Genomic DNA, 21,224 nt, shown 5'->3' on the forward strand with positions numbered 1-21,224 from the left:
AACTATTCCCGGGCGCCAATGGGGGGCTTTCGTGACCTTCTGCTGAAGGTTCCACTACTCCACCGCGTCCAGCAGAAGTGCCACGTCAGAGCCGCCGATCACCCGGATTGGCCGCTGGTCCCGACGGCCATGTTCGGTGAGCAGTACTGCCCTGGGGAGCGCCCCTTCGGGGTCCACTGCGGTGAGGGCGTCAATGACTTCCCTTGCGGTGACCTCCCGGGGCAGGAAGACTGCAGCGTCACTGTCCTCGGCGAACGCCAGTACCTGCTCGATGGTGCGGGCATCGAGGTGATCATTGTCATCGAGGTCTGCGGCCACCCAGCGCGCGATGGTGTTGGTGGTCAGCAGGGCGAGAAAGGTCTCGCCCTGGTAGATCGGAAACTGGGAGATCTTGGTCACGCGGATGATGTGCAGGGCCTCCCGGACATCATCATCCGGGGCAAAGGAGCGCACCTGGTGTGGGCCCAGCACGCTCAGTGCGAGTGGGGGATCCAGCAGCAGGTCCCGGATTCGGCTGATCTCGGCGACGGTTTCCGGCAGTGGCTCGGCGATCGGACGATTGTCCCGGTAGGTGCCGTGGCTGATGGCATTGCGGAGGTCTGCAAAGGCCTGCAGGGCTTCGGACTGGGGATCGCGTAGGAGGTGTCGGCGGTGTGCCTGCCTCACCATCCAGCTGAAACCATCAGACTTCTTGGCCTGCAGGATGTGTCGCAGGTGCTGCTCGATCTCATTGAAGGCCGCCAAAAACGGGATTGCCCGATTGGCTGGCCCGCTCGTGGGGTGCGTGGTCTCGGGGGATTTCTCGTTCACCAGGCCGAGGGTAGTGCTAGCCCGGCGCGCGTGCCGGGCTGGTCGCGGTGCTGTTAAGCGTGGCTGCGCCGGTGGTGCTCAGGTGTTCGGGCAGGAATCTTTCAGCGACTCGGGCCCGTGTCTTAGTCCGGAGACGTAGAGCTCGATCAGGGTGCGATTCGGTCCGGGGGTGATCTCGGCCAGCGCCTGGGCCGGGGGGCGGGAGACGGTGATCAGGCCAATCAGGAAGGTGCGGATATCCACGTCCGGATGTACCAGTCCAGCCCCCTGGACGGCGGTGATGATTTTTCCGCCCAGTTCCTCAGCGGTGGCGCGCAGCGGCTTCAGATCGGCAGGCAGGTCAGCGATATTCTCCGGTGTCAGCACCGGGATCAATGCGCCGAGGCCGAGGTTGACCAGATCAATCACATAGCGGTGCCAGAGGGCGGTGGGGATGGTAGGGCTAGTGGGGCAGGTGGTGAGGTCGACCATGACCTGCAGTTGGAGGTCGACGACCTGTTCTAGGAGGTATTTGGCACAGGCGTGCCAAAGCTGGTTTCGGTCGGCGAAGTTGCGGTAGAGGGTCGCGATACCGACATCTGCATTGCGGGCCACCTCTCCCAGGGTCACCGGCTGGGCATCTCTACTGCGTAGCATGTCGCATGCGGCAACGATAATTCTCTGGCGTCGTTCGCGGGCATCGGTACGCATATCTGGTGTCTACCTTTCGGCTGGTGTGTGAGCTGTTCAATTCGGTCTATTTGACAGCGGTGTCAGGGCGGAGAAATACGCCCCCGTATGTAAGTGATGGTCAATCCTCCGGCTGTTCGGGTGGAAACCTCTGGAAACCTATCTGGAGGTCGGGCACGTCACCCATTAGGAACCCATTAGGAAGCCTTTGTGGGGAAAACTTTAACCCAAGCCCAACCTGATATCACCATTCGCCACCGCCGGAACCTACCCCTGACCGAAACTGAGCTCACTAGCCCGATCCCCGAAGGCTGTTTCCGGCGCCCGCGCCGGGAATCTCGGGCCACCACGCCCCCTCTCCAGCTCATTGATCGGATGGCCCCGCATAAGGGCACGGTGATGATTATCGACGCCGCGGGAACAGCCCTCGCCGACCGGCCGCGCCCACTGGCGCGGCTCATCGCCCTGGTTCGGGGCGCCTTCCGGGAATAACTGGTCTGGGCTCCTACCGCTGGTATCAGCGGGTTCCCCAGGGTATCCAGGAGGTCCCTGCCGTCCGGCGGACTCCATTGCTCTCACTGATCTTCGGCGGGTTATTCCGCTGGTGCCACGTCTGGCACTACGTCTGGTGCCGGGTCGACGCGATCGATCATCTGAACTGGCTGCCGGCTTCCCTGGCCAGCTCAGATCAAGGGGAAGGGCTAGATAAAGAACTTCTCGCCACCGGGGATCAGGTCATCGAGGTCGCTGCGGAGCAGGCCCGCCCCGAGGAGCTCCACCGTTGCCGCCTGGCACAACCGGGCGATTGCCGTCAAGGACCTGCCCCGGAGCTGGCGCTATAGCTGCTTCTCGAGCGTGTCCACCCCTTCTGGCACAATCACATTTCGTGAACAAGGTGGAGAAAGCCGAATTGGAACAACTGCTGGCGGCCACGGACCGCGCCCTGGATGTGGCCACCGCCGCCGGGGACACCCTGGCCCGGGTGAACTCCGCTGAGGGCACCACCCCAGGCCAGGTGCTCTCCGGGACCAGGCTTGAGGAAGATGAGTTCCGGGCAGACATCCTCTACCACGGGAGCCTCACCTGGCCGCCAGCCTTCAACGCCCACCACGAGCTCAGCCACACCCCCCAGGGCAGCAACACCCTCCACCAGGTGATTGATTCCTGCCGGGACCTTCCCCAGCTACGGGAAAGTGCCCGCCACGCCGCGCCGGGATTCCTCGGACGGCTCTTCGGTGGTCAAAAAGTGCCGCGGGGGCAGGAGGCCGCCGCCGAGCTCCAACGCAGACTCACCAACCCCACGCTGCAGACACTGCTCGCCGATACTGGCAGGCTGCTTGAGCAAATCCGCCGTGCGGAGGGATTCCAGCAGGCCGGTATCCGGCTCTTCGCCGGCTCCCACGGCACCCCAGAGCACCTGATCGCAGCCGCCCGCTCCGCCTTGAGCGCGGGGCTTGGACAGGAGAATCCCACCTTCACCCAGCTGGAGCAGGCGCAGATCCAGCAGGTGCTACGCATGATCCGGACCCTGGAGGCCGACCCGAACAGCGAACCCCGCCTGCGCCAGTCGGCAGATATCGCCCTCAAGGCACTCAACCGGGAACGCTCCGAGATTCTGCTGCGGCAGCTCCCAGTGGAGGCACTCAAGACCGCCACCAAGGAGCGGCTCCGCTTCGCCGGTCTGGAAACCCGGGGCTATGCCACCGTGGCCGATGTTCTCCATGCCGGGGTGGGGGAGCTGACCGCGATCAACGGCATCGGCGAGATCACCGCCACCCGGATGAAAGCCGCGGCCCAGACCCTGCACCGGGAGGCACTCGGGGAACACTCCACCGCCATCGGCGAAACCCCCAGCGCCGCAGCCCTGACACTCCTCGGGATACTGGGCCGTTTCGACGCCATCAATGATCTCGATGAGATGGAACGCGCGCGCCGCAACCGCCTGCTCGATGACCTCGAACACCTGCCGCTGACCGACTCCCCGGAACCCTGGACGGTGATCCTGAACTCCCCGGAGCGGCAGAACCGACTCTGGCAGCGCTTCCTCGACGACCTCGCCTGGGCCAAAGCACATCCCGCCCCGTTCCGCCCGGTCGGTGAGCTGCGCTCGGAAACCCTCCAGGGAATGTCCGCCTGGCAGGATTATCTGCTCCGCCCCACCCGCTATCAGGGACTCCTGGTCGCCTTGCTGCGCCTGGAGGTGGAGGGCGCCGGGGACCTGAGCGGGGACACCCTGGAAAAGATCCGCGCCCTGCGCCTGAACCGCACCCACCTCAGGGATCTCCAGCTGCGTGGCTACCAGTCCTTCGGAGCCCGCTTCGCACTGGTGCAGCGCAAGGTTCTGCTCGGCGATGACATGGGGCTGGGCAAGACGGTGCAGGCGCTCGCCGCGGCCGCCCACGTCGCCGCAGTGACCGGGGACCCCGGGGAGAGTTCAGCCGCGAAGATACTGGTGGTCTGTCCGGCTTCTGTTCTGAGCAACTGGGTCCGTGAAACCCACCGCTTCACCGACCTGCCGGTCCACCGCGCCCACGGCGTCGATAAGCACGAGGCGGTGGCCAGCTGGCGGGGGATGGGCGGAGTGCTGGTCTGCACCTTTGACGGTGCCCGCACTCTTGACCTCGGCCACCCCGACATGGTCATCGTGGATGAGGCCCACATGATCAAAAACCCGGATACCCAACGCTCCCGGGCACTGGCCCGCCTGATCAACACCGCCGGGCACGCGCTGCTGATGACCGGCACCCCGCTGGAGAACAAGGTCGCCGAATTCGCGAACCTCATCCATTACATCCAGCCCGAACTGATCACCGAAGCCATGACCACCATGGCCGCCGCCGACTTCCGGACACACATCGCCCCGGCCTACCTGCGGCGCAACCAGAGCGAGGTGCTCGACGAGCTTCCCGAGAAACTCGAACAGATCGACTGGATCGATCTCACCGAAGCCGACCGGGTGCACTACAACCAGACCGTGCTCGAGGGTGGTTGGATGGACATCCGCCGCGCCGCCCTGAACACTCCCGGCACCGAACCCGCCAAACTCACCCGCATTCATGAGATCCTCGCCGAAGCAGCGGAATCCGGACGCAAAACCATCATCTTCACCTACTTCCGCGAAGTCCTCAGCCGACTCGAAGCGGAACTGGGGGAGCAGGTGGTGGGCACCATCTCCGGATCAGTCCCACCCGCCCGGCGCCAGGACCTTATCGACGCCCTCGGTACCGCCCCCGGCGGCACGGTCCTGCTCATCCAGATCACCGCCGGCGGTGTCGGCCTGAACATCCAGGCCGCCAGCGTCGTCATCATCGCTGAACCCCAGGTCAAGCCCAGCATCGAAGCCCAGGCCATTGCCCGGGTCCACCGCATGGGGCAAATTGCCACCGTCCAGGTCCACCGGCTGGTCGCCGATGAAACTGCCGAAGAACGCATGCTGGAAATGCTCGCCGGGAAACGCCAGCTCTTCGATGCCTATGCCCGCCCCAGTGAATCCGCCCAGGTCCACGACGCCGTCGACATCAGCGAAACCGACCTCGCCGCCGCGATCATCGCCCAGGAACGCGAGCGCCTCGGGTACTCGGTGGCAGCCGGGAATACCACCGGGGCGGATTAGACACCGGCGCCGGATCTACTACCGGTAGACCCCGCGCTCCAGGGTGTCGCAGGCCGCCATGGAACCGGTCTCATAACCGGTCAGGAAAGCCTGCTGCCGCTGCTCCGAGGAACCATGGGTCCAGGACTCCGGCGAGACATCACCACCCGAGCGCTGCTGGATATTGTCATCCCCGACCGCACCCGCCGCAGCCAACGCATCAGCAACCTGCTCCGGAGTGATCGTCTCCAACATGCCCTCACTACCGTCATCGGCATAGTGAGCCCAGAGACCGCCATAACAGTCCGCCTGCACCTCGATCTTCACCGCGTTCGACTCCACGCCCGGATCGTTGTAGTCGCTCAGCCCCAGGGTGCCCTCCAGATTCTGGATATGGTGGCCGATCTCATGGGCGACGATATACATCTGCGCCAGCGGAGCGTTCTCCCCACCGAGCTGCTCCAACTGTTCAAAGAAGGAGACATCGAAAAAGGCGGTCTGATCCGTGGGGCAGTAAAAAGGCCCGGTGGACGCCGAGGCAAAACCACAGCCTGAATTGGTGGACTGCTCGAAAATTATCAGCCCCGGCTCGGAGTACTCAATACCCGCCTGTGCCGGGAGCTGCTCCTGCCACACCTGATCCACCGAGATCGCGGTGAACTCAACCCGGCAGTCCGCCATGGTGTTGGCATCCTCCGCGGTCTGACAGTGATCCAGGGTGCCGGTACCCGCGCCGGGCTCCAGCTGTTCCTGGTTCTGGGTGCCGAGCGCATTGTTGATGTCCCCGGGATCGCCGCCCAGCAGCAGGAACAGGCCCACCAGGAGTAGGGAGCCGATACCACCGCCGGCGATCATGCCGCCTCTACCGCCACCGCCGGTCCGTGCCCGGGCACCGGATTTACTCACATCGCCACGAAAGGTCATGAACAAATCATGCCACGAGAACCCGGAATAAGTGATACGCAACACTATCTTCCTGGTTGGTGGGAGTCGCAGGGAGCGCGGTGAGCACGGTTCCGCAGACCGGATTTCTGGCGGCTGATGTGGGCCGGTCCCTGAGTGTGTCCGGGGGAGCAGGTAAAGTGAGCGCCTGACAGAAGCTGCTTGAATACTGGAAGGACGTAGACGCCTTGCTGCGTACTCATCTCGCGGGTGACCTCCGCAAAGAAAACGCTGGACAGACGGTAACCCTGACCGGTTGGGTCTCCCGTCGTCGCGATCACGGTGGAGTGATTTTCATCGACCTGCGTGACCGCACCGGTCTCGCCCAGGTCGTGTTCCGTGATTCCGAGGTCGCCGAGCGGGCCCACGACCTGCGCAGTGAATACTGCGTCCAGGTCACCGGCATCGTCGAACCCCGCCCCGAGGGCTCGGAGAACCCGAACCTGCCCTCCGGTGATATTGAACTCAACGTCACCGAGCTCAACGTGCTCAACGAGTCTGCGGCGCTGCCCTTCCAGATCGAGGATTCCGCCACTGGCGGTGAGGTCGGCGAGGAAGCCCGCCTGCGCCACCGCTACCTCGACCTGCGCCGCCCGGCCCAGAGCGAGGCCCTGCGGCTGCGCTCCCGCGCCAACCAGGCTGCCCGCCGGGTGCTGGACAACCACGATTTCACCGAGATCGAGACCCCGACCCTGACCCGCTCCACCCCGGAAGGCGCCCGCGACTTCCTGGTGCCGGCCCGCCTGCGTCCGGGTTCCTTCTACGCCCTGCCGCAGTCCCCGCAGCTGTTCAAACAGCTGCTCATGGTGGCCGGCATGGAGCGCTACTACCAGATCGCCCGCTGCTACCGCGATGAGGATTTCCGCGCCGACCGTCAGCCGGAATTCACTCAGCTGGACGTGGAGATGAGCTTCGTCGACCAAGATGATGTCATTGCCCTGGCAGAGGAGATCCTCGCTGAGGTCTGGAAGTTGATCGGCTACGAGCTGAGCGGCCCGATCCCGCGCATCACCTACGCCGAGTCGATGCGTCGCTTCGGCTCCGATAAGCCGGACCTGCGCTTCGACATTGAGCTGACCGAGTGCACCGAATTCTTCCAGGACACCACCTTCCGCGTGTTCAAGAACGAATACGTCGGCGCCGTGGTTATGAAGGGCGGAGCTTCCCAGCCCCGCCGTCAGCTCGATGCTTGGCAGGAATGGGCCAAGCAGCGCGGCGCTAAGGGTCTGGCCTATATCCTCGTCGGCGAAGACGGCGAGCTGGCTGGCCCCGTGGCCAAGAACATCACCGAGGCTGAGCGTGCGGGCATTGCCGCCCACGTCGGCGCGCAGCCGGGTGACTGCATCTTCTTCGCCGCCGGTGAGACCAAGTCCTCCCGTGCGCTGCTCGGTGCCGCCCGCGGCGAGATCGCCGATAAGCTGGGCCTGATCAAGGAAGGCGACTGGGCCTTCACCTGGGTCATCGATGCCCCGATGTTTGAACCTGCTGCCGAGGCCACCGCCTCCGGTGACGTTGCCTTGGGTAACTCCACGTGGACCGCCGTCCACCATGCCTTCACCTCCCCGAAGCCGGAGTTCATGGACTCCTTCGACGAGAACCCGGGTGAGGCCAACGCCTACGCCTATGACATCGTCTGCAACGGCAATGAAATTGGTGGTGGATCCATCCGTATCCACCAGCGTGATGTCCAGGAGCGCGTGTTCAAGGTCATGGGCATCGCAGAGGAGGAAGCCCGCGAGAAGTTTGGCTTCCTGCTCGATGCCTTCGCCTTCGGCGCACCGCCGCACGGCGGCATTGCCTTTGGCTGGGACCGGATCGTCTCCCTGCTGGGTGGCTTCGACTCCATCCGCGATGTCATCGCCTTCCCGAAGTCCGGTGGCGGAGTCGACCCGCTGACTGATGCGCCGGCTCCGATCACCGTGCAGCAGCGCAAGGAGTCCGGCATCGATGCGAAGCCGAAGAAGGCTGAAGCGGTGCCGGCCGCCCAGAAAGATGCCGTAGCCGCGGACCTCAAGTAGTCTGCACCCCCGAACCGGGAGAGCTTTTGCCCCCGAATTCAGTTTTCTGCGAATTCGGGGGCATTTGCTTGCCCGACAGGCATAATCAATAGCAGGTGGGTAATCAACCTACCCGCACCGTGACTCCCCTGTACAACTTCGGAGTCACACCCCCTCTTGAAGGAGAAACCCTGGTGCTGTCCACGGAAGAGATCGTCCAGATCGCTGAAAACCTGCTCTCGGAGCGATTCGGCGGTCGGCAGGAGATCACGGAGACTGAACAGCTCAGTGGTTCCGGCAGCGCCACCGTGCTCCGCGCCCGGGTGGCTGCCTCACCTTTCCTGCAGCAGCGCAGCATCATCTTGAAGTTCATCCCGAAGACGGGGGACCGGCTTGATGATGCCGCGCTGGTGCGCGAAGTAGTCGCCTACCAGTTCACCACCTCACTGCCGGAGGATGTCCGCCCGGGCCCGGTGCTGCTGGCCCATGACATTGACCGGCGCATCCTGGTGATCACCGACTCCGGAGACGGCGATACCTTTGCCGACCTGCTCAGCAGCACCGGCGGTGAGAACCGGGTGCAGATCCTGCGCAACCTCGGCCAGGCGCTGGGCCGGATGCACGCCGGCACCGCGGATCGGGAAGAGGACTTCAACATCCTCATGGCCCGCATGCTGCGCACTCACCCGGAGTTCGCCGATGTCAATCGACTGCGGGACCGGGTGCTGGTTTTCTCCATCCAAGCGGGCCTGGACCTGCTCGGCGATGCCGGATTCGAGATTCCCCAGATCGTGCTCAACCTGGCCAAGGAAGCCGAACGTCGGCTCCTCACCGGCCGGCACCGCGCCTTCACCCCCTTCGATCTTTCACCCGACAACATCATTGTCGCTGAGCGCACCCACTTCCTGGACTATGAGTGGGCGGGCTTCCGCGATGTCTCCTTCGACATCGCCAGTGTGGTCGCCGGGTTCCCGCAGTTTCTCTTCTCCCGCCCCATCACCGATGATGAGGCTGATGTGTTCATCGATGCCTGGGTGCGCGAAATCTCCCCTCGCTGGCCCACCACCCGGATTGAGGAGGACCTCAATCTCCGGGTCACCGCAGCTCTGATCGGTTGGCTCCTGGAGTCCATCGCCCTCATGCGTTTCGGTTCCCTGACCAGCACTGTCTTTGCACTACGGGATAGTAAGGACGCGCCTGAACTTCCCGCGGGGATGGTGGCACCGGAATCCTCGGCGTTGAATGAGGATGAAGGCCTGGGAGATATTCTCCGGCCCGCGGTGGAGGGCCCCTTCACCGAAGATGAACTCCTGGTCCGGCAGGATCTCTATGAGACGGCAGAGGCGTTGTCCCGCTTCGCTGAGCGCAGCAAGGACCCCAAGCTGAGCATCGTGGCGACCTTCGCCAGCGAGATCGCTGACCGGGTCGCAGTAGCGCAGGGGTAGACTCCCTCCCGATGAGTCAGGATTCGCTTTTCGGCCCCGCAGACCCGCTATCCGGAACTTCCCTGGAGGACACCGGGAACGCCACGGAGTTCTTCAAGATCACCGCCGGGGCACCCCTGGCCGCACGGATGCGCCCCCGGACCCTCGAGGAAGTCGTCGGCCAGCAGCACCTGCTTGGCCCCGGTCGGCCGTTGCGCCGCCTGGTGGAGGGATCCGGGGAGGCCTCAGTGATTCTCTACGGCCCGCCCGGTACCGGGAAAACCACGGTCGCCTCATTGATCAGTTCTGCCACCGGACAGAAATTTGTCGGCCTCTCCGCCCTGAACTCCGGGGTCAAGCAGGTGCGGGAGGTTATCGACCGGGCCCGCCGGGACCTGATCAACGGTCAACGCACCGTCTTGTTCATCGATGAAGTCCACCGCTTCTCCAAGACACAGCAGGATGCCCTGCTCGGTGCCGTCGAGAACCGCACCGTTCTCCTGGTGGCCGCCACCACGGAGAACCCTTCCTTCTCGGTGGTGGCACCCCTGTTGTCCCGCTCGCTCCTGCTGCAGCTGGAATCTCTTGAGGCCGGGGATATCCGCCAGCTTCTGGCGCGGGCGCTCAAGGATGAGCGTGGGTTGGCCGGGCGGATCAGCGCGAGTGCGGAAGCCCTGGAACAGCTGGTCCTGCTCTCTGGAGGTGATGCCCGACGTGCCCTGACCTATTTCGAAGCCGCGGCCGAGGCAGTCGCCGATGGCGGGGAACTGGACGTCGATACGGTTCGGGATAACGTTAACCGTGCGGTGATCCGCTATGACCGCGACGGTGACCAGCACTATGACATCGTCAGTGCCTTCATCAAGTCCATTCGTGGTTCCGATGTTGATGCGGCGCTGCACTACCTGGCCCGCATGGTGGAGGCGGGGGAGGATCCGCGATTCATCGCGCGGCGTCTGGTGGTCCACGCCAGCGAAGATATCGGCATGGCGGATCCCACCGCTTTACAAACTGCGGTGGCCGCTTCTCAAGCGGTCCAGTTCATCGGAATGCCGGAAGGACGGCTTGCCCTGGCGCAGGCCACGATCCACCTGGCCACCGCACCGAAATCCCCGGCGGTGATCAACGCCATGGGTGCCGCGATCGCGGATGTCCAGGCCGGAAAGTTGGCTCCGGTTCCCGCACACCTACGCGACGGGCACTATGAGGGTGCGAAGAAAATGGGCAATGCCGTGGGATATAAATTCCCGCATGATGACCCCCGCGGAGTGCTCACCCAGCAGTACCTGCCGGATGGTATGGAGGACGCGGTGTACTACCAGCCAACCGAGCATGGGGCGGAGAAGCGGATCGCGGGATACCTCGGTCGGTTGCGCCGCATCGTGCGTGGGCGGGGCTGAGATCCTGGGTGACGGTGGCCGACACCGACGGTGGATGGGGCTGACACTCCGGAAGATCTGCCAGACAGGTAATGTAGGGCACCGTTCACCTTCGATCCAGTGCAGCATTCCCGGATCGAAATAGCTAGCCATACCGAATGGAACAAGGAGCACGTCGTGCAGACCCATGAGATCAGGGAGCGGTTTAACGCTCATTTCGTTAATGCCGGTCACACCGAGGTCCCGAGCGCGTCGCTGATTCTCGATGACCCTAACCTGTTGTTCGTCAACGCGGGCATGGTTCCCTTCAAGCCCTACTTCCTGGGGCAGCAGAATCCGCCTTTCGCGAACGGCACCGCCACCTCCATCCAGAAGTGTGTGCGCACCCTGGACATCGAGGAAGTCGGCATCACCACCCGACACAACACCTTCTTCCAGATGGCCGGCAACTTCTCCTTCGGTCAATACTTCAAGGAAGGTGCCATCACCCAGGCCTGGACCCTGCTGACCAGCCCGCTGACGGCGGGCGGCTACGGCATTGATCCGGAGCGGCTCTGGGTCACCGTCTACCTCGACGATGATGAGGCCGCCAAGATCTGGGAGGAGAAGATCGGCGTTCCCGTCGAGCGTATCCAGCGCCTGGGCATGGCCGACAACTACTGGTCCATGGGTGTGCCCGGCCCCTGCGGCCCCTGCTCCGAGATCTACTACGACCGCGGTCCGGAATACGGCCAGGAAGGTGGCCCCGCCGTCGATGACAACCGCTACCTGGAGATCTGGAACCTGGTCTTCATGGAGTTCGAGCGCGGCGAGGGCATCGGCAAGGACAATTTCGAGATTCTCGGCGAGCTGCCCAAGAAAAACATCGACACCGGTATGGGTGTCGAGCGCGTCGCCTGCATCCTGCAGGGCGTGGAGAACGTCTACGAGACCGACCTCCTGCGCCCGGTCATTGATGTCGCGGAGAAGATCACCGGATCCACGTATGGCAGGGACAACCAGTCTGATATCCGCTTCCGGGTAATCGCGGACCACTCCCGCACCGGCATGATGCTCATCCTCGATGGGGTGACCCCGGGCAACGAGGGACGCGGCTATATTCTGCGTCGCCTGCTGCGCCGTATCATCCGCTCTGCTCGTCTGCTGGGCTCCACCGGCGAGACCATGACCCAGTTCATGAACACCATCATGGACACCATGACCGCTTCCTTCCCGGAGATCGCCGACAACCGTGAGCGCATCCTCAACGTTGCCGTCAACGAGGAGAAGGCCTTCCTGCGCACCCTGGAGTCCGGTACCCAGCTCTTCGAGCAGACCGCCGAAGGGGTCAAGAAGTCCGGCTCCACCACCGTCAACGGCGAGCAGGCTTTCGCCCTGCACGATACTTACGGCTTCCCGATCGACCTGACGCTGGAGATGGCCGCCGAGTCCGGCCTGGTGGTCGACATTGAGGGCTTCGAATCCTTGATGTCAGAGCAGAAGGCCCGGGCCAAGGCAGACAGCCAGGCCAAGAAGCATGGCCACGCCGACCTGAGCGTCTACCGACAGTGGGTTGATGGGAATCCGACCGAGTTCACCGGCTATGAGGAGCTTCACTCCGAGTCCCGGGTCCTGGGCCTGGTCCGTGATGGGGTGGCCGTCAACGAGGCCACCGCAGGTGAGGAGGTCGAGGTCATCCTCGACCACACCCCGATGTACGCCGAGTCCGGTGGCCAGCTCGGTGACCGTGGCCAGCTCATCGCCGGCGACACCCTGCTCAACATCCACGATGTGCAGAAGATCGGTAAGAAGCTCTGGATCCACAAGGCCACCGTCGCTTCCGGCGGCCTGGATCTGGGGTCTGCGGTCTCCGTCAACGTCGATGAAAAGTGGCGTCACGGTGCCCGGCAGGCACACACTGCCACGCACCTGATCCACGGGGCGCTGCGTCAGGTTCTCGGCCCCACCGCCATCCAGGCCGGTTCCCTGAACCGGCCCGGCTACCTGCGCTTCGACTTCAACTACACCGCTGGTCTGAGCAACGAACAGATGGCACAGATCGAATTGATCGCCAACCAGGCGGTGGATACCGACTGGGCCGTCAACACCGTCGAGACCTCCCTGGCGGAGGCCAAGAAGATGGGCGCCATGGCCCTGTTCTCCGAAAACTACGGCGATGAGGTCCGCGTCGTCGAGATCGGTGGGCCCTTCTCCATCGAGCTCTGTGGTGGCACCCACGTCAGCCATTCCTCCCAGATCGGCCCGGTGTCGGTCCTGGGTGAATCCTCCGTCGGCTCCGGAGTGCGCCGCATTGAGGCTTATTCGGGCCTGGATTCCTTCCAGTACCTGTCCAAGGAAGCCGCCCTGGCCAATGGCCTGGCCAGCTCGCTGAAGACCCCGACGGTGGATCTGCCGGAGCGTATCCGTCAGCTCACCGACAAGCTCAAGGCCGCTGAGAAGGAGATCGAGAACCTTCACAAGGCCCAGTTGGCGGCAAACACCGGCAAGTTGCTGGAACAGGCCGTAGAGATCAATGGCTTCACCATCCTGACGGTGCAGCTGCCCAAGGGCACCGACGCCGGTGATCTGCGGACCGTGGCCACCGACCTGCGCGGCCGTCTCAGCGAGCGTGCGGGCATCGTTGTCCTGGGCTCTGAGGATGGGAAGGCTAAGGCTCCTTTCATTGTCGGTGCCACCAAGGCCGCCATCGCCCGTGGCGTGAAGTCCGGCGACCTGGTTAAACTGCTCGGCGGCTACGTCGACGGCCGGGGCGGCGGAAAGCCTGACATGGCTCAGGGCTCGGGTAACGACGCCGCCGGCTTCAGCGCCGGTTTCGAGGCGCTCAAGACCGAGCTCGGCCAGCTCTGACCCCATTGACACCACTCCGATGATTCTCGGGGTGGTGTCTTCATGTCTGGGGATCATTCGCGCAGAATTTCCCCGGCTGCAGATCCTCAGCAGGAGATCCCAGCGGAAAGTGCTCCTAGCAGCGAAAACCGGGATTTTGAACTGATGGTGAAGATTGGGTGTGAATACCCGTTAAGTGACACACACCCGAAATGCCGCCATAGACGATGCGAAACCGTTACATTAGAGCAGCACCTGCGTGATCAGCCTCACGCCGTGTCCCCACACCGAAACCGAAAGGCGGCGGTTACCAGATGAAGGTCACCCCTGACACTCCGGGCATTGACGATCCAGGATCCGGACGAAGGATGGGCATCGATGTCGGTACTGTCCGCATCGGGGTCGCTTCCTCAGACCGTGATGCGAAACTAGCCACTCCGGTGGAGACCGTGCCACGGGTGACCGGCTTCAAGGGCCGTGACGGAGCCGATATTGACCGGCTCATCGAACTGATCGGGGACTACCGGGCAGTGGAGGTGATCGTGGGGCTTCCCCTTGATCTCAAGGGTGATGGTTCCAGCAGCGTCAAGCATGCCAAGGAGATTGCTTTTCGCCTGAAGCGGCGTCTCCGGGATCCGGAGAACGGCGCGGCACCGGTTGTGGTGCGTCTCGGGGATGAACGGCTGACCACGGTCGTGGCGGCCCGGGCAATGCGCGACTCCGGAGTCAATGAGCAGGCTGGCCGGAAGTTCATCGACCAGGCCGCTGCCGTGGAGATCCTGCAGACCTGGCTGGATGCCCGGAGCAACTACCTGACCCGGGCCCTGGAATCCGAGGCTGCACAACCCCAGAACGCACCAGCCACACATGAGTCCGTGACTGAAAAGTCCGTGACTGAAAATGAGAATGGAACGCTATGACCCAGAACCCGAAGCGTGCGGCCAACGGACGGCGGATGGAGAAGAAGTACATCAAACGACGGCAGCGGGGTCTGTCGGTGTTCATCGCTGCCCTGGTATTGATCATCGGGGGAGTGATCTACATCGGTGTCCGGGTGTCCAGCGGCGAAGGCAGCGACTCCGCCACCTCCCTGGACTATGAGGGCACCGGCAATGGTGAGGTGCAGTTGGTGGAGATCCCCGAGGGGTCCTCACTCTCGGCGCTGGGCCCGGAGCTGGAGGAGCGTGACATCGTCAAGAGCGATGCTGCCTTCCAGACCGCAGCCGCCTCGAACCCGGATGCCGCCAGTGTGCAGCCCGGTTTCTACCGGCTGCAGGGTCAGATGAGTGCGGTCGAGGCAGTCGAGGCTCTGCTGGCCCCGGAAAGCCGCAATGAGCCGCTCGATATCCACGGCGGCGCCACCCTGATGGATGTCAATGTCATCGGTGGTGCCACCCGCCCGGGTGTCTACTCCCAGATTTCCGCACTTACCGCGGTGGCGCAGGGGAGCCCGAGCATCACCCCAGAGGAGCTGCAGGACGTTGCGGCGAATACCCCGCCGGAGCAGCTGGGTGTCCCGGAGTGGGCGTTGGACGCCGTCAAGGCCCGCGGCAACGATCCCAAGCGATTGGAAGGTCTGATCGTTCCCGGTCAGTACGTGATCAATCCGGAGCTTTCCGCCGAAGAGGTTCTCACCGATCTGCTCACCCGTTCCACCAGCCAATACAACGAGTCCGGGATTGTCGGCCGCGCGCAGGCGCTGGGGCTGACCCCCTATGAGCTGCTCACCGCAGCTTCATTGGTCGAGCGGGAAGCCCCGGCCGGGGAGTTCGACAAGGTTTCCCGGGTGATCCTGAACCGCCTGGCGGAGCCGATGCGCCTGGAGTTCGACTCCACCGTCAACTACGGCCTGGTGGAGGTCGAGGTGGCCACCACCGATGAGGATCGGGCCCAGGTCACCCCGTGGAACACCTACGCCAAGGACGGCCTGCCGGATACCCCGATCGCCGCGGCTTCCATGGAGGCGATCAGTGCGATGGAGAACCCGGCTGAGGGTAACTGGCTCTTCTTCGTCACCATCAGCCAGGATGGCACCACGGTGTTCAATGACACCTATGAGGACCACCTGCGCGATACCGAGCAGGCCCTGAACTCCGGGGTATTGGACAGTCAGCGATGAGTGAGATCAGGTATCGCGCGGCGGTGCTGGGTTTCCCCATCGACCATTCCCGTTCCCCGCTGCTGCACAATGCGGGTTACCGCGAGCTTGGTCTCGGGGATTGGGAGTACGGCCGTTTCGAGTGCACAGCGGAGCAGCTACCGGAGCTGGTGGCTAAGGCAGATGAAAGCTACGCCGGTTTTTCGGTGACCATGCCCGCGAAATTCGCGGCCCTGGAGTTTGCCGATGAGGTCACCGACCGGGCAGCCGAGATCGGTTCCGCCAACACCCTGGTCCGCACGGATTCGGGCTGGCGGGCGGATAACACCGACTGCGATGGCATTGCCGGCGCCCTCGCTGAACTGCTCGGTAGTGCTTCCCTCGAGGGGGCGCATGCCCTGGTGCTCGGTGGGGGCGGGACCGCTCGCCCGGCACTGTGGACCTTGGCTGCCGCGGGCGTCGAGAAGCTCACGGTGCTCAATCGTTCGGACAAGAGTGCGGAGCTGGCACCGCTGGCCACGATCCGGGGTGCGCAGTTCGAGATGGCTGATTTCAGTGGGGATCTCAAGGAGATCGCTGTCGGCGCGGATCTGATCGTGTCCACCTTGCCGGCCGGGGTGTTGTCCGGAATGGAGCGCCAGCTGGCGCACGCCCCGATCTTCGATGTCAGCTACGAGCCTTGGCCGACCCCGCTGACCGTTCAGGCAGCAGCGAACGGTCACCGCACTGTCGGCGGTCACGTGATGCTCGCACACCAGGCCTATGGCCAGTTCGAACAGTTCACCGGGCAGCCCGCCCCCCGCGAGGCGATGTGGCAGGCGCTGCAGGAGTCGCTGCGCTAATCTCAGCCCTATGATCGGGGAAGCCGCGGGGGCGGCACTTTTTCAGGGCGCGCTTATCGACACCGCGGCAGCGTCGATGGGCGCGTTCTGGTTGTTGTTTGTGAGTTGGGCCGTGATGCTGTGTCACCGGGATCTCCGGGATCGGCGGCTTCCGGACCGATTGACGTTACCTGCCGTCGCCGTGGCCTCGGGGCTGGCCGTGCTGCTCAATCCCTGGGCAATTCTGGCAGGGGCGGCCTGGGGAGGTTTCCTCTTGCTGATCGGCATATTTCTGGGTGGGGTCGGCGGGGGAGACATCAAGTTGGCGGCATCGCTGGGGACCCTGGTGGTGCTGGCTTCCGGTTTTGCGGTGCTGCCCTGGGTCATGATGGGGGCGTCGGTGATTGCGTTGGCGATCATGCTGGTGACCCGGCGCCCCTCCCTGCCCTATGGGCCGGCGATGCTGTGTGCCGCGGTGCTCGGCATGGTGTCCTGAAGACTCCAGGGGTGCGCTCCGGGGGTGTCACCCGGTACCCCGCAGAGCTGCTGAGGTGACTTAGTTGCTGCTTAAGGGGAGTCTACGCCGGCGGTGTCCGGTCGCCATGAGATAATGCGAACATGCTTCGATGGACTACTGCAGGGGAATCTCACGGTCAGGCGTTGATCGCCATGATGGAACACATGCCAGCGGGGGTGCCGGTCTCCCGTGAGGAGATTTCGGCCCAGCTTTCGCGCCGTCGTCTCGGCTACGGCCGTGGCGCCCGGATGAAGTTTGAGGCCGATGAGCTCTCATTGCTCACCGGTATCCGCCACGGCGAGACGCTGGGCGGACCAATCGCCATCATGATCGGGAATACCGAGTGGCCCAAATGGACCACCATCATGTCGGCCGAGCCGGTCGATCTTGAGGATCCCGAGGTGGCCAAGGAGATGAGTTCCGGCCGTGGTGTCAAGCTCACCCGGCCGCGCCCGGGGCACGCTGACTTCGCGGGCATGCTCAAATATGATTTTGATGAGGCCCGGCCGGTGCTGGAACGTTCCTCCGCCCGAGAGACCGCCGCCCGTGTGGCGGCTGCGACCATTGCTCGCAGCTTCCTCCGGGAGGCCCTCGGCGTCGAGGTGCTCTCCCATGTCGTCTCCATCGGCCGCTCCGAGCCCTACACCGGCGAAACCCCTGGTTTCGCTGATCTGCCGAAGATCGACGAGTCCCCGGTGCGCGCCTTCTCACCGGATGCGGAAGCATCCATGATCGCGGAGATTGATGCCGCCAAGAAGGCCGGTGACACTCTCGGTGGCATCGTCGAGGTCGTGGTTGAGGGGCTGCCGATCGGCCTGGGTTCCCACGTTTCCGGTGAGGACCGGCTCGATGCCCAGTTGGCTGGCGCCCTGATGGGCATCCAGGCCATCAAGGGAGTGGAGGTTGGTGACGGCTTCGAGGAAGCCCGCCGCCGCGGCTCCGAGGCCCACGATGAGATGGTCCGCACCGAGCACGGGGTCGACCGACTCAGCAACCGGGCGGGCGGGCTGGAGGGCGGCATGACCAATGGCCAGACCCTGCGGGTCCGCGCCGCCATGAAACCGATCTCCACCGTGCCGCGCGCGCTGAAGACCGTTGACATGGCTGATGGCTCCACCGCCACCGGCATCCACCAGCGTTCCGATGTCTGCGCCGTTCCGGCTGCGGGTGTCGTCGCTGAGGCCATGGTCGCCCTGGTTCTCGCTCGGGCCGTGCTGAGCAAGTTCGGTGGTGATTCCCTCACCGAGACCCGCCGCAACATCGAGGGCTACCTCAGCCACATCAATGCTCGACTGGACTTTGATGCCCCTGGGGAAAGTGATTCCTGAGGTGACCGGTTCATCCCCGCGCCCGCGCCCGCGGGTGGTCCTGGTGGGCCCGCCCGGTGCCGGAAAGTCGACCATCGCCCGGCGGCTTTCCCGGGCGCTGAATCTTCCGCTGGTGGATTCCGATGAGCTCATCGAAGAAGCTACCGGCCGCACCTGCGGCGAAACCTTCGCAGCGCTGGGTGAGCCTGCTTTCCGGGAACTTGAGGCGGAACATGTTGCTGAGGCGTTGAAGACCGCCGGGGTGGTCAGCCTCGGTGGTGGCGCGGTACTGACTACCTCCACCCGCGAACTGCTCGCTGAGCATGACGTGGTCTGGATCGATGTCTCCGCCTCGGAGGGCTATCTCCGTACCTCCTCTGACGCCACCCGCCCGGTGCTGGCGGCAGCCAACCCCTATGAGCACTACCGGAATCTGCTGGAGAGCCGCATGCCGCTCTATCACGAGGTTGCGGGCTTCCGGGTCCGCACCGACCGACGTACCCCGCAACAGGTGGTCGCCGACGTGCTCAGCCACCTGGACACCCTGGCCTGACCTAAGCTTGAGCAACTGCCCTATAACGGTTTCCCGATCCTTAGGGCGTGCCGAATCAATCCCTGCAGGAGGACCCACCCCGCCATGACCATCATCGACGTCAACGGCCCCAATCCCTATCAGGTGCACATCGACCGTGGACTCAACTCCGCGATCGCCGACCGTGCCCTTGCCACGGGTGCCGCCCAAGTGGCGATCATCCATCAGCCTTCGCTGGTTGAGCCGGTACGGGAACTGACCCGGGTGCTCGGTGAGCGCGGTTTCCAGGTGGTGCCGATCCTGGTGCCCGATGCTGAGGCTGGCAAGGGCCTTGAGGTTGCCGGTCAGTGCTGGGACGCCCTGGGACAGGTCGCCTTCGGCCGTCGTGACGTGGTCATCGGATTCGGTGGCGGGGCCGCCACCGACCTGGCCGGTTTCGTGGCCGCCGCCTGGATGCGCGGAGTCAAGATCATTCAGGTACCCACCACACTCTTGGCCATGGTTGACGCCGCAGTGGGCGGCAAGACCGGGATTAACACCGCCGCGGGAAAGAACCTGGTGGGAGCCTTCCACGAGCCCGACAGCGTCTTCATCGACCTCGATCGTCTGGACACCCTGCCCGCCGATGAGATCGTGGCGGGCTCCGCGGAAATCATCAAAACCGGTTTCATCGCGGACCCCGTGATCCTGGAACGCTATGAGACCGATCCGGCCGCAGCCCTGGATCCGGCGGGCTTCCTACCGGAACTGATCGCCCGTTCCGTCCAGGTCAAGGCCGCCGTGGTCGGCCAGGACCTCAAGGAGTCCGGGCTGCGTGAGACCCTCAACTACGGTCACACCTTCGGCCACGCGGTGGAACTGCGGGAACGCTACCAGTGGCGCCACGGTAAGGCGGTGGCGGTGGGCCTGATGTTCATCGCCGAGCTCGCCGAAATCAACGGGCTTATCGACGCCGAGCTGGTCACCCGCCACCGCGCGATCCTCAGCTCGGTGGGGCTGCCCACCACCTATGAAGCCGGGGTCTTCGATGACCTTTACCAGGGCATGACCCGCGACAAGAAGAACCGTGACGGTAACATCCGCTTCGTGGCATTAACTGCGGTCGGGGAGACCACCCGCTTAGAAGGCCCCGAGCTGTCGCAGCTACAGGAAGCCTACCGACGAATCAGTGAAGGAGCTTGAACACATGAAGGTACTCGTCATCAACGGCCCCAACCTCAATCGGTTGGGTAAACGACAGCCGCACATCTACGGTTCCACGAGTCTCGCCGATGTTGAGACGATGATCGCCGAGTACGCCACTGGTCTGGGGTTGGCAGTGGAGTGCCGCCAGTCCAATGCTGAATCTGACCTGCTGAACTGGGCTCATGAAGCCGCAGACAACGGTTGGGCCGTGATCATCAACCCTGGTGGATTCACCCACACCTCCGTGGCCCTGCGGGATGCGCTGGCAGAGGTTTCAGACGGACTCGGATTCGTGGAGGTCCACATTTCGAATGTGCACGCCCGTGAACCCTTCCGTCAGCACAGTTACCTCTCGCCGATTGCGAAGGGCGTGATCGCCGGACTCGGCGTGCAAGGCTACCGGATGGCGCTGGATTACTTCGCCGCTCAGGGTTAGCGGGAACTCAGGTACCGGTGATCAGGGAGGGATAGCGGCCGTGGGGCCCGCATCCCTCCCTCAATCGTTCAGTTTCGAACCGGTTTGCTGAGTTGCCTGATCGACCCCAGCGTCAGAGAAAACCTGTGGAGCGGAACCGCAACTCAATCCGGGTGGAGAAGTCCGAGAAATAGCAGCTGAACCAAAAAGCATGCGGGGAGTCCTCGTGGTAGCTGCTGCGCATGGCCGTCTCAAATTCTGCCCCGTTACTGAAGAACACGAGCCACCCGTCCAAGGCATGCCATAGGCAATCCAAGGCGTCCGCGGTACTCGCTTCCCGCCAACTGGGTGGGAAGCTCACCACCTCGTGAGTACCCGGGCGGGCGAAGGAACCAGGCTCATGACGGAGCAGATCATCGATGACCGAGCCCCGGTCGATGAACAGTGGAACGGTGATCTCACTGAGCTTTTCATTGCCGAGGTAGATGTCATCGCCGATCGGGATGGTGCAGTCCGGAAAGAAGAAGAGATCCTCTGAAAACCTGATGACCTCTCCCAACCGGACAGTGGATTCATCTGCCGCAGCGCTCGCCCACACCGGAAAATTCCGGATCAGGCAGTTCCTGATTTCCTCTTCATGGGTTCCCACCGGGTTTTCATCTCCTAGGGTTTCCGAACAATACTTGCAGCATATATATCCCTGGACCCGG

At 63.8% G+C, this 21,224-nt stretch carries 18 protein-coding genes; 14 read left to right on the forward strand and 4 right to left on the reverse strand.

Annotated features, from left to right (window positions below; translation table 11 throughout):
* Positions 1–54: 54 nt before the first annotated feature.
* On the reverse strand, positions 55–810 hold the full coding sequence (locus ACTU46_RS02775; RefSeq protein WP_443378693.1) for a hypothetical protein: 756 nt from the start codon (positions 808–810) through the stop codon (positions 55–57).
* Between the two features lie 78 nt (positions 811–888).
* Entirely contained in the window at positions 889–1,500 is a 612-nt protein-coding gene (locus ACTU46_RS02780; protein ID WP_443378695.1) for a TetR/AcrR family transcriptional regulator, read from the reverse strand.
* A 548-nt stretch (positions 1,501–2,048) separates the two neighbouring features.
* On the opposite strand from ACTU46_RS02780, the gene ACTU46_RS02785 reads away from it, so the two are divergent.
* Together ACTU46_RS02785 and ACTU46_RS02790 are read left to right on the forward strand one after the other, a co-directional pair.
* A complete protein-coding gene (locus tag ACTU46_RS02785) occupies positions 2,049–2,321 on the forward strand; it encodes a hypothetical protein (RefSeq protein ID WP_443378697.1) in 273 nt (90 codons plus the stop codon).
* 44 nt (positions 2,322–2,365) lie between these two features.
* A complete protein-coding gene (locus ACTU46_RS02790; protein ID WP_443378699.1) occupies positions 2,366–5,092 on the forward strand; it encodes an SNF2-related protein in 2,727 nt (908 codons plus the stop codon).
* Positions 5,093–5,110: 18 nt separating this feature from the next.
* On the opposite strand, the gene ypfJ is transcribed toward ACTU46_RS02790, so the two are convergent.
* Positions 5,111–5,995, reverse strand: coding sequence for a KPN_02809 family neutral zinc metallopeptidase (gene ypfJ / locus ACTU46_RS02795; protein WP_443378701.1), 885 nt, complete (start codon positions 5,993–5,995; stop codon positions 5,111–5,113).
* Between the two features lie 206 nt (positions 5,996–6,201).
* Between ypfJ and aspS the strand changes: the two genes are divergently transcribed.
* From aspS to aroQ, 12 genes are all read left to right on the forward strand, one after another.
* Positions 6,202–8,031 carry an aspartate--tRNA ligase gene (gene aspS / locus ACTU46_RS02800; protein WP_443378703.1) on the forward strand — a complete coding sequence of 610 codons (1,830 nt, stop codon included), beginning with the start codon at positions 6,202–6,204 and terminating at the stop codon, positions 8,029–8,031.
* Positions 8,032–8,204: 173 nt separating this feature from the next.
* A complete protein-coding gene (locus ACTU46_RS02805; RefSeq protein WP_443378705.1) occupies positions 8,205–9,455 on the forward strand; it encodes a phosphotransferase family protein in 1,251 nt (416 codons plus the stop codon).
* Between the two features lie 11 nt (positions 9,456–9,466).
* Complete coding sequence (locus ACTU46_RS02810) at positions 9,467–10,834, forward strand: replication-associated recombination protein A (RefSeq protein ID WP_443378707.1); 1,368 nt, start codon at positions 9,467–9,469, stop codon at positions 10,832–10,834.
* 156 nt (positions 10,835–10,990) lie between these two features.
* Positions 10,991–13,660 carry an alanine--tRNA ligase gene (gene alaS, locus ACTU46_RS02815; protein WP_443378709.1) on the forward strand — a complete coding sequence of 890 codons (2,670 nt, stop codon included), beginning with the start codon at positions 10,991–10,993 and terminating at the stop codon, positions 13,658–13,660.
* A 293-nt stretch (positions 13,661–13,953) separates the two neighbouring features.
* The gene (gene ruvX, locus ACTU46_RS02820; RefSeq protein WP_443378711.1) at positions 13,954–14,559 is read left to right on the forward strand and encodes a Holliday junction resolvase RuvX; all 606 of its coding nucleotides are present in this window, start codon (positions 13,954–13,956) and stop codon (positions 14,557–14,559) included.
* Positions 14,556–15,758: an endolytic transglycosylase MltG gene (gene mltG, locus ACTU46_RS02825; protein WP_443378713.1), complete on the forward strand. Its 1,203-nt coding sequence runs from the start codon at positions 14,556–14,558 to the stop codon at positions 15,756–15,758. Before ruvX ends, mltG begins: the two co-directional genes overlap by 4 nt.
* Positions 15,755–16,579 (forward strand): shikimate dehydrogenase, encoded by an 825-nt coding sequence (locus ACTU46_RS02830; protein ID WP_443378715.1) that lies wholly within the window; start codon positions 15,755–15,757, stop codon positions 16,577–16,579. The genes mltG and ACTU46_RS02830 overlap by 4 nt, the downstream gene beginning before the upstream one ends.
* A gap of 10 nt (positions 16,580–16,589) precedes the next feature.
* A complete protein-coding gene (locus ACTU46_RS02835) occupies positions 16,590–17,054 on the forward strand; it encodes a prepilin peptidase (RefSeq protein ID WP_443378717.1) in 465 nt (154 codons plus the stop codon).
* A gap of 122 nt (positions 17,055–17,176) precedes the next feature.
* Positions 17,177–18,403 carry a chorismate synthase gene (gene aroC, locus ACTU46_RS02840; protein ID WP_443378719.1) on the forward strand — a complete coding sequence of 409 codons (1,227 nt, stop codon included), beginning with the start codon at positions 17,177–17,179 and terminating at the stop codon, positions 18,401–18,403.
* Complete coding sequence (locus ACTU46_RS02845; protein WP_443378721.1) at positions 18,378–18,935, forward strand: shikimate kinase; 558 nt, start codon at positions 18,378–18,380, stop codon at positions 18,933–18,935. Before aroC ends, ACTU46_RS02845 begins: the two co-directional genes overlap by 26 nt.
* Positions 18,936–19,019: 84 nt before the next feature.
* The gene (gene aroB / locus ACTU46_RS02850; protein ID WP_443378723.1) at positions 19,020–20,096 is read left to right on the forward strand and encodes a 3-dehydroquinate synthase; all 1,077 of its coding nucleotides are present in this window, start codon (positions 19,020–19,022) and stop codon (positions 20,094–20,096) included.
* 4 nt (positions 20,097–20,100) lie between these two features.
* A complete protein-coding gene (gene aroQ, locus ACTU46_RS02855; RefSeq protein WP_443378725.1) occupies positions 20,101–20,535 on the forward strand; it encodes a type II 3-dehydroquinate dehydratase in 435 nt (144 codons plus the stop codon).
* Positions 20,536–20,647: 112 nt separating this feature from the next.
* Here aroQ and ACTU46_RS02860 read toward each other — a convergent pair whose 3' ends face one another.
* Positions 20,648–21,163 (reverse strand): hypothetical protein, encoded by a 516-nt coding sequence (locus ACTU46_RS02860; protein ID WP_443378727.1) that lies wholly within the window; start codon positions 21,161–21,163, stop codon positions 20,648–20,650.
* Between the last annotated feature and the right edge of the window lie 61 nt (positions 21,164–21,224).

Origin of the sequence: Corynebacterium sp. A21, assembly GCF_052266655.1 — a bacterium.
Lineage (GTDB): Bacteria > Actinomycetota > Actinomycetes > Mycobacteriales > Mycobacteriaceae > Corynebacterium.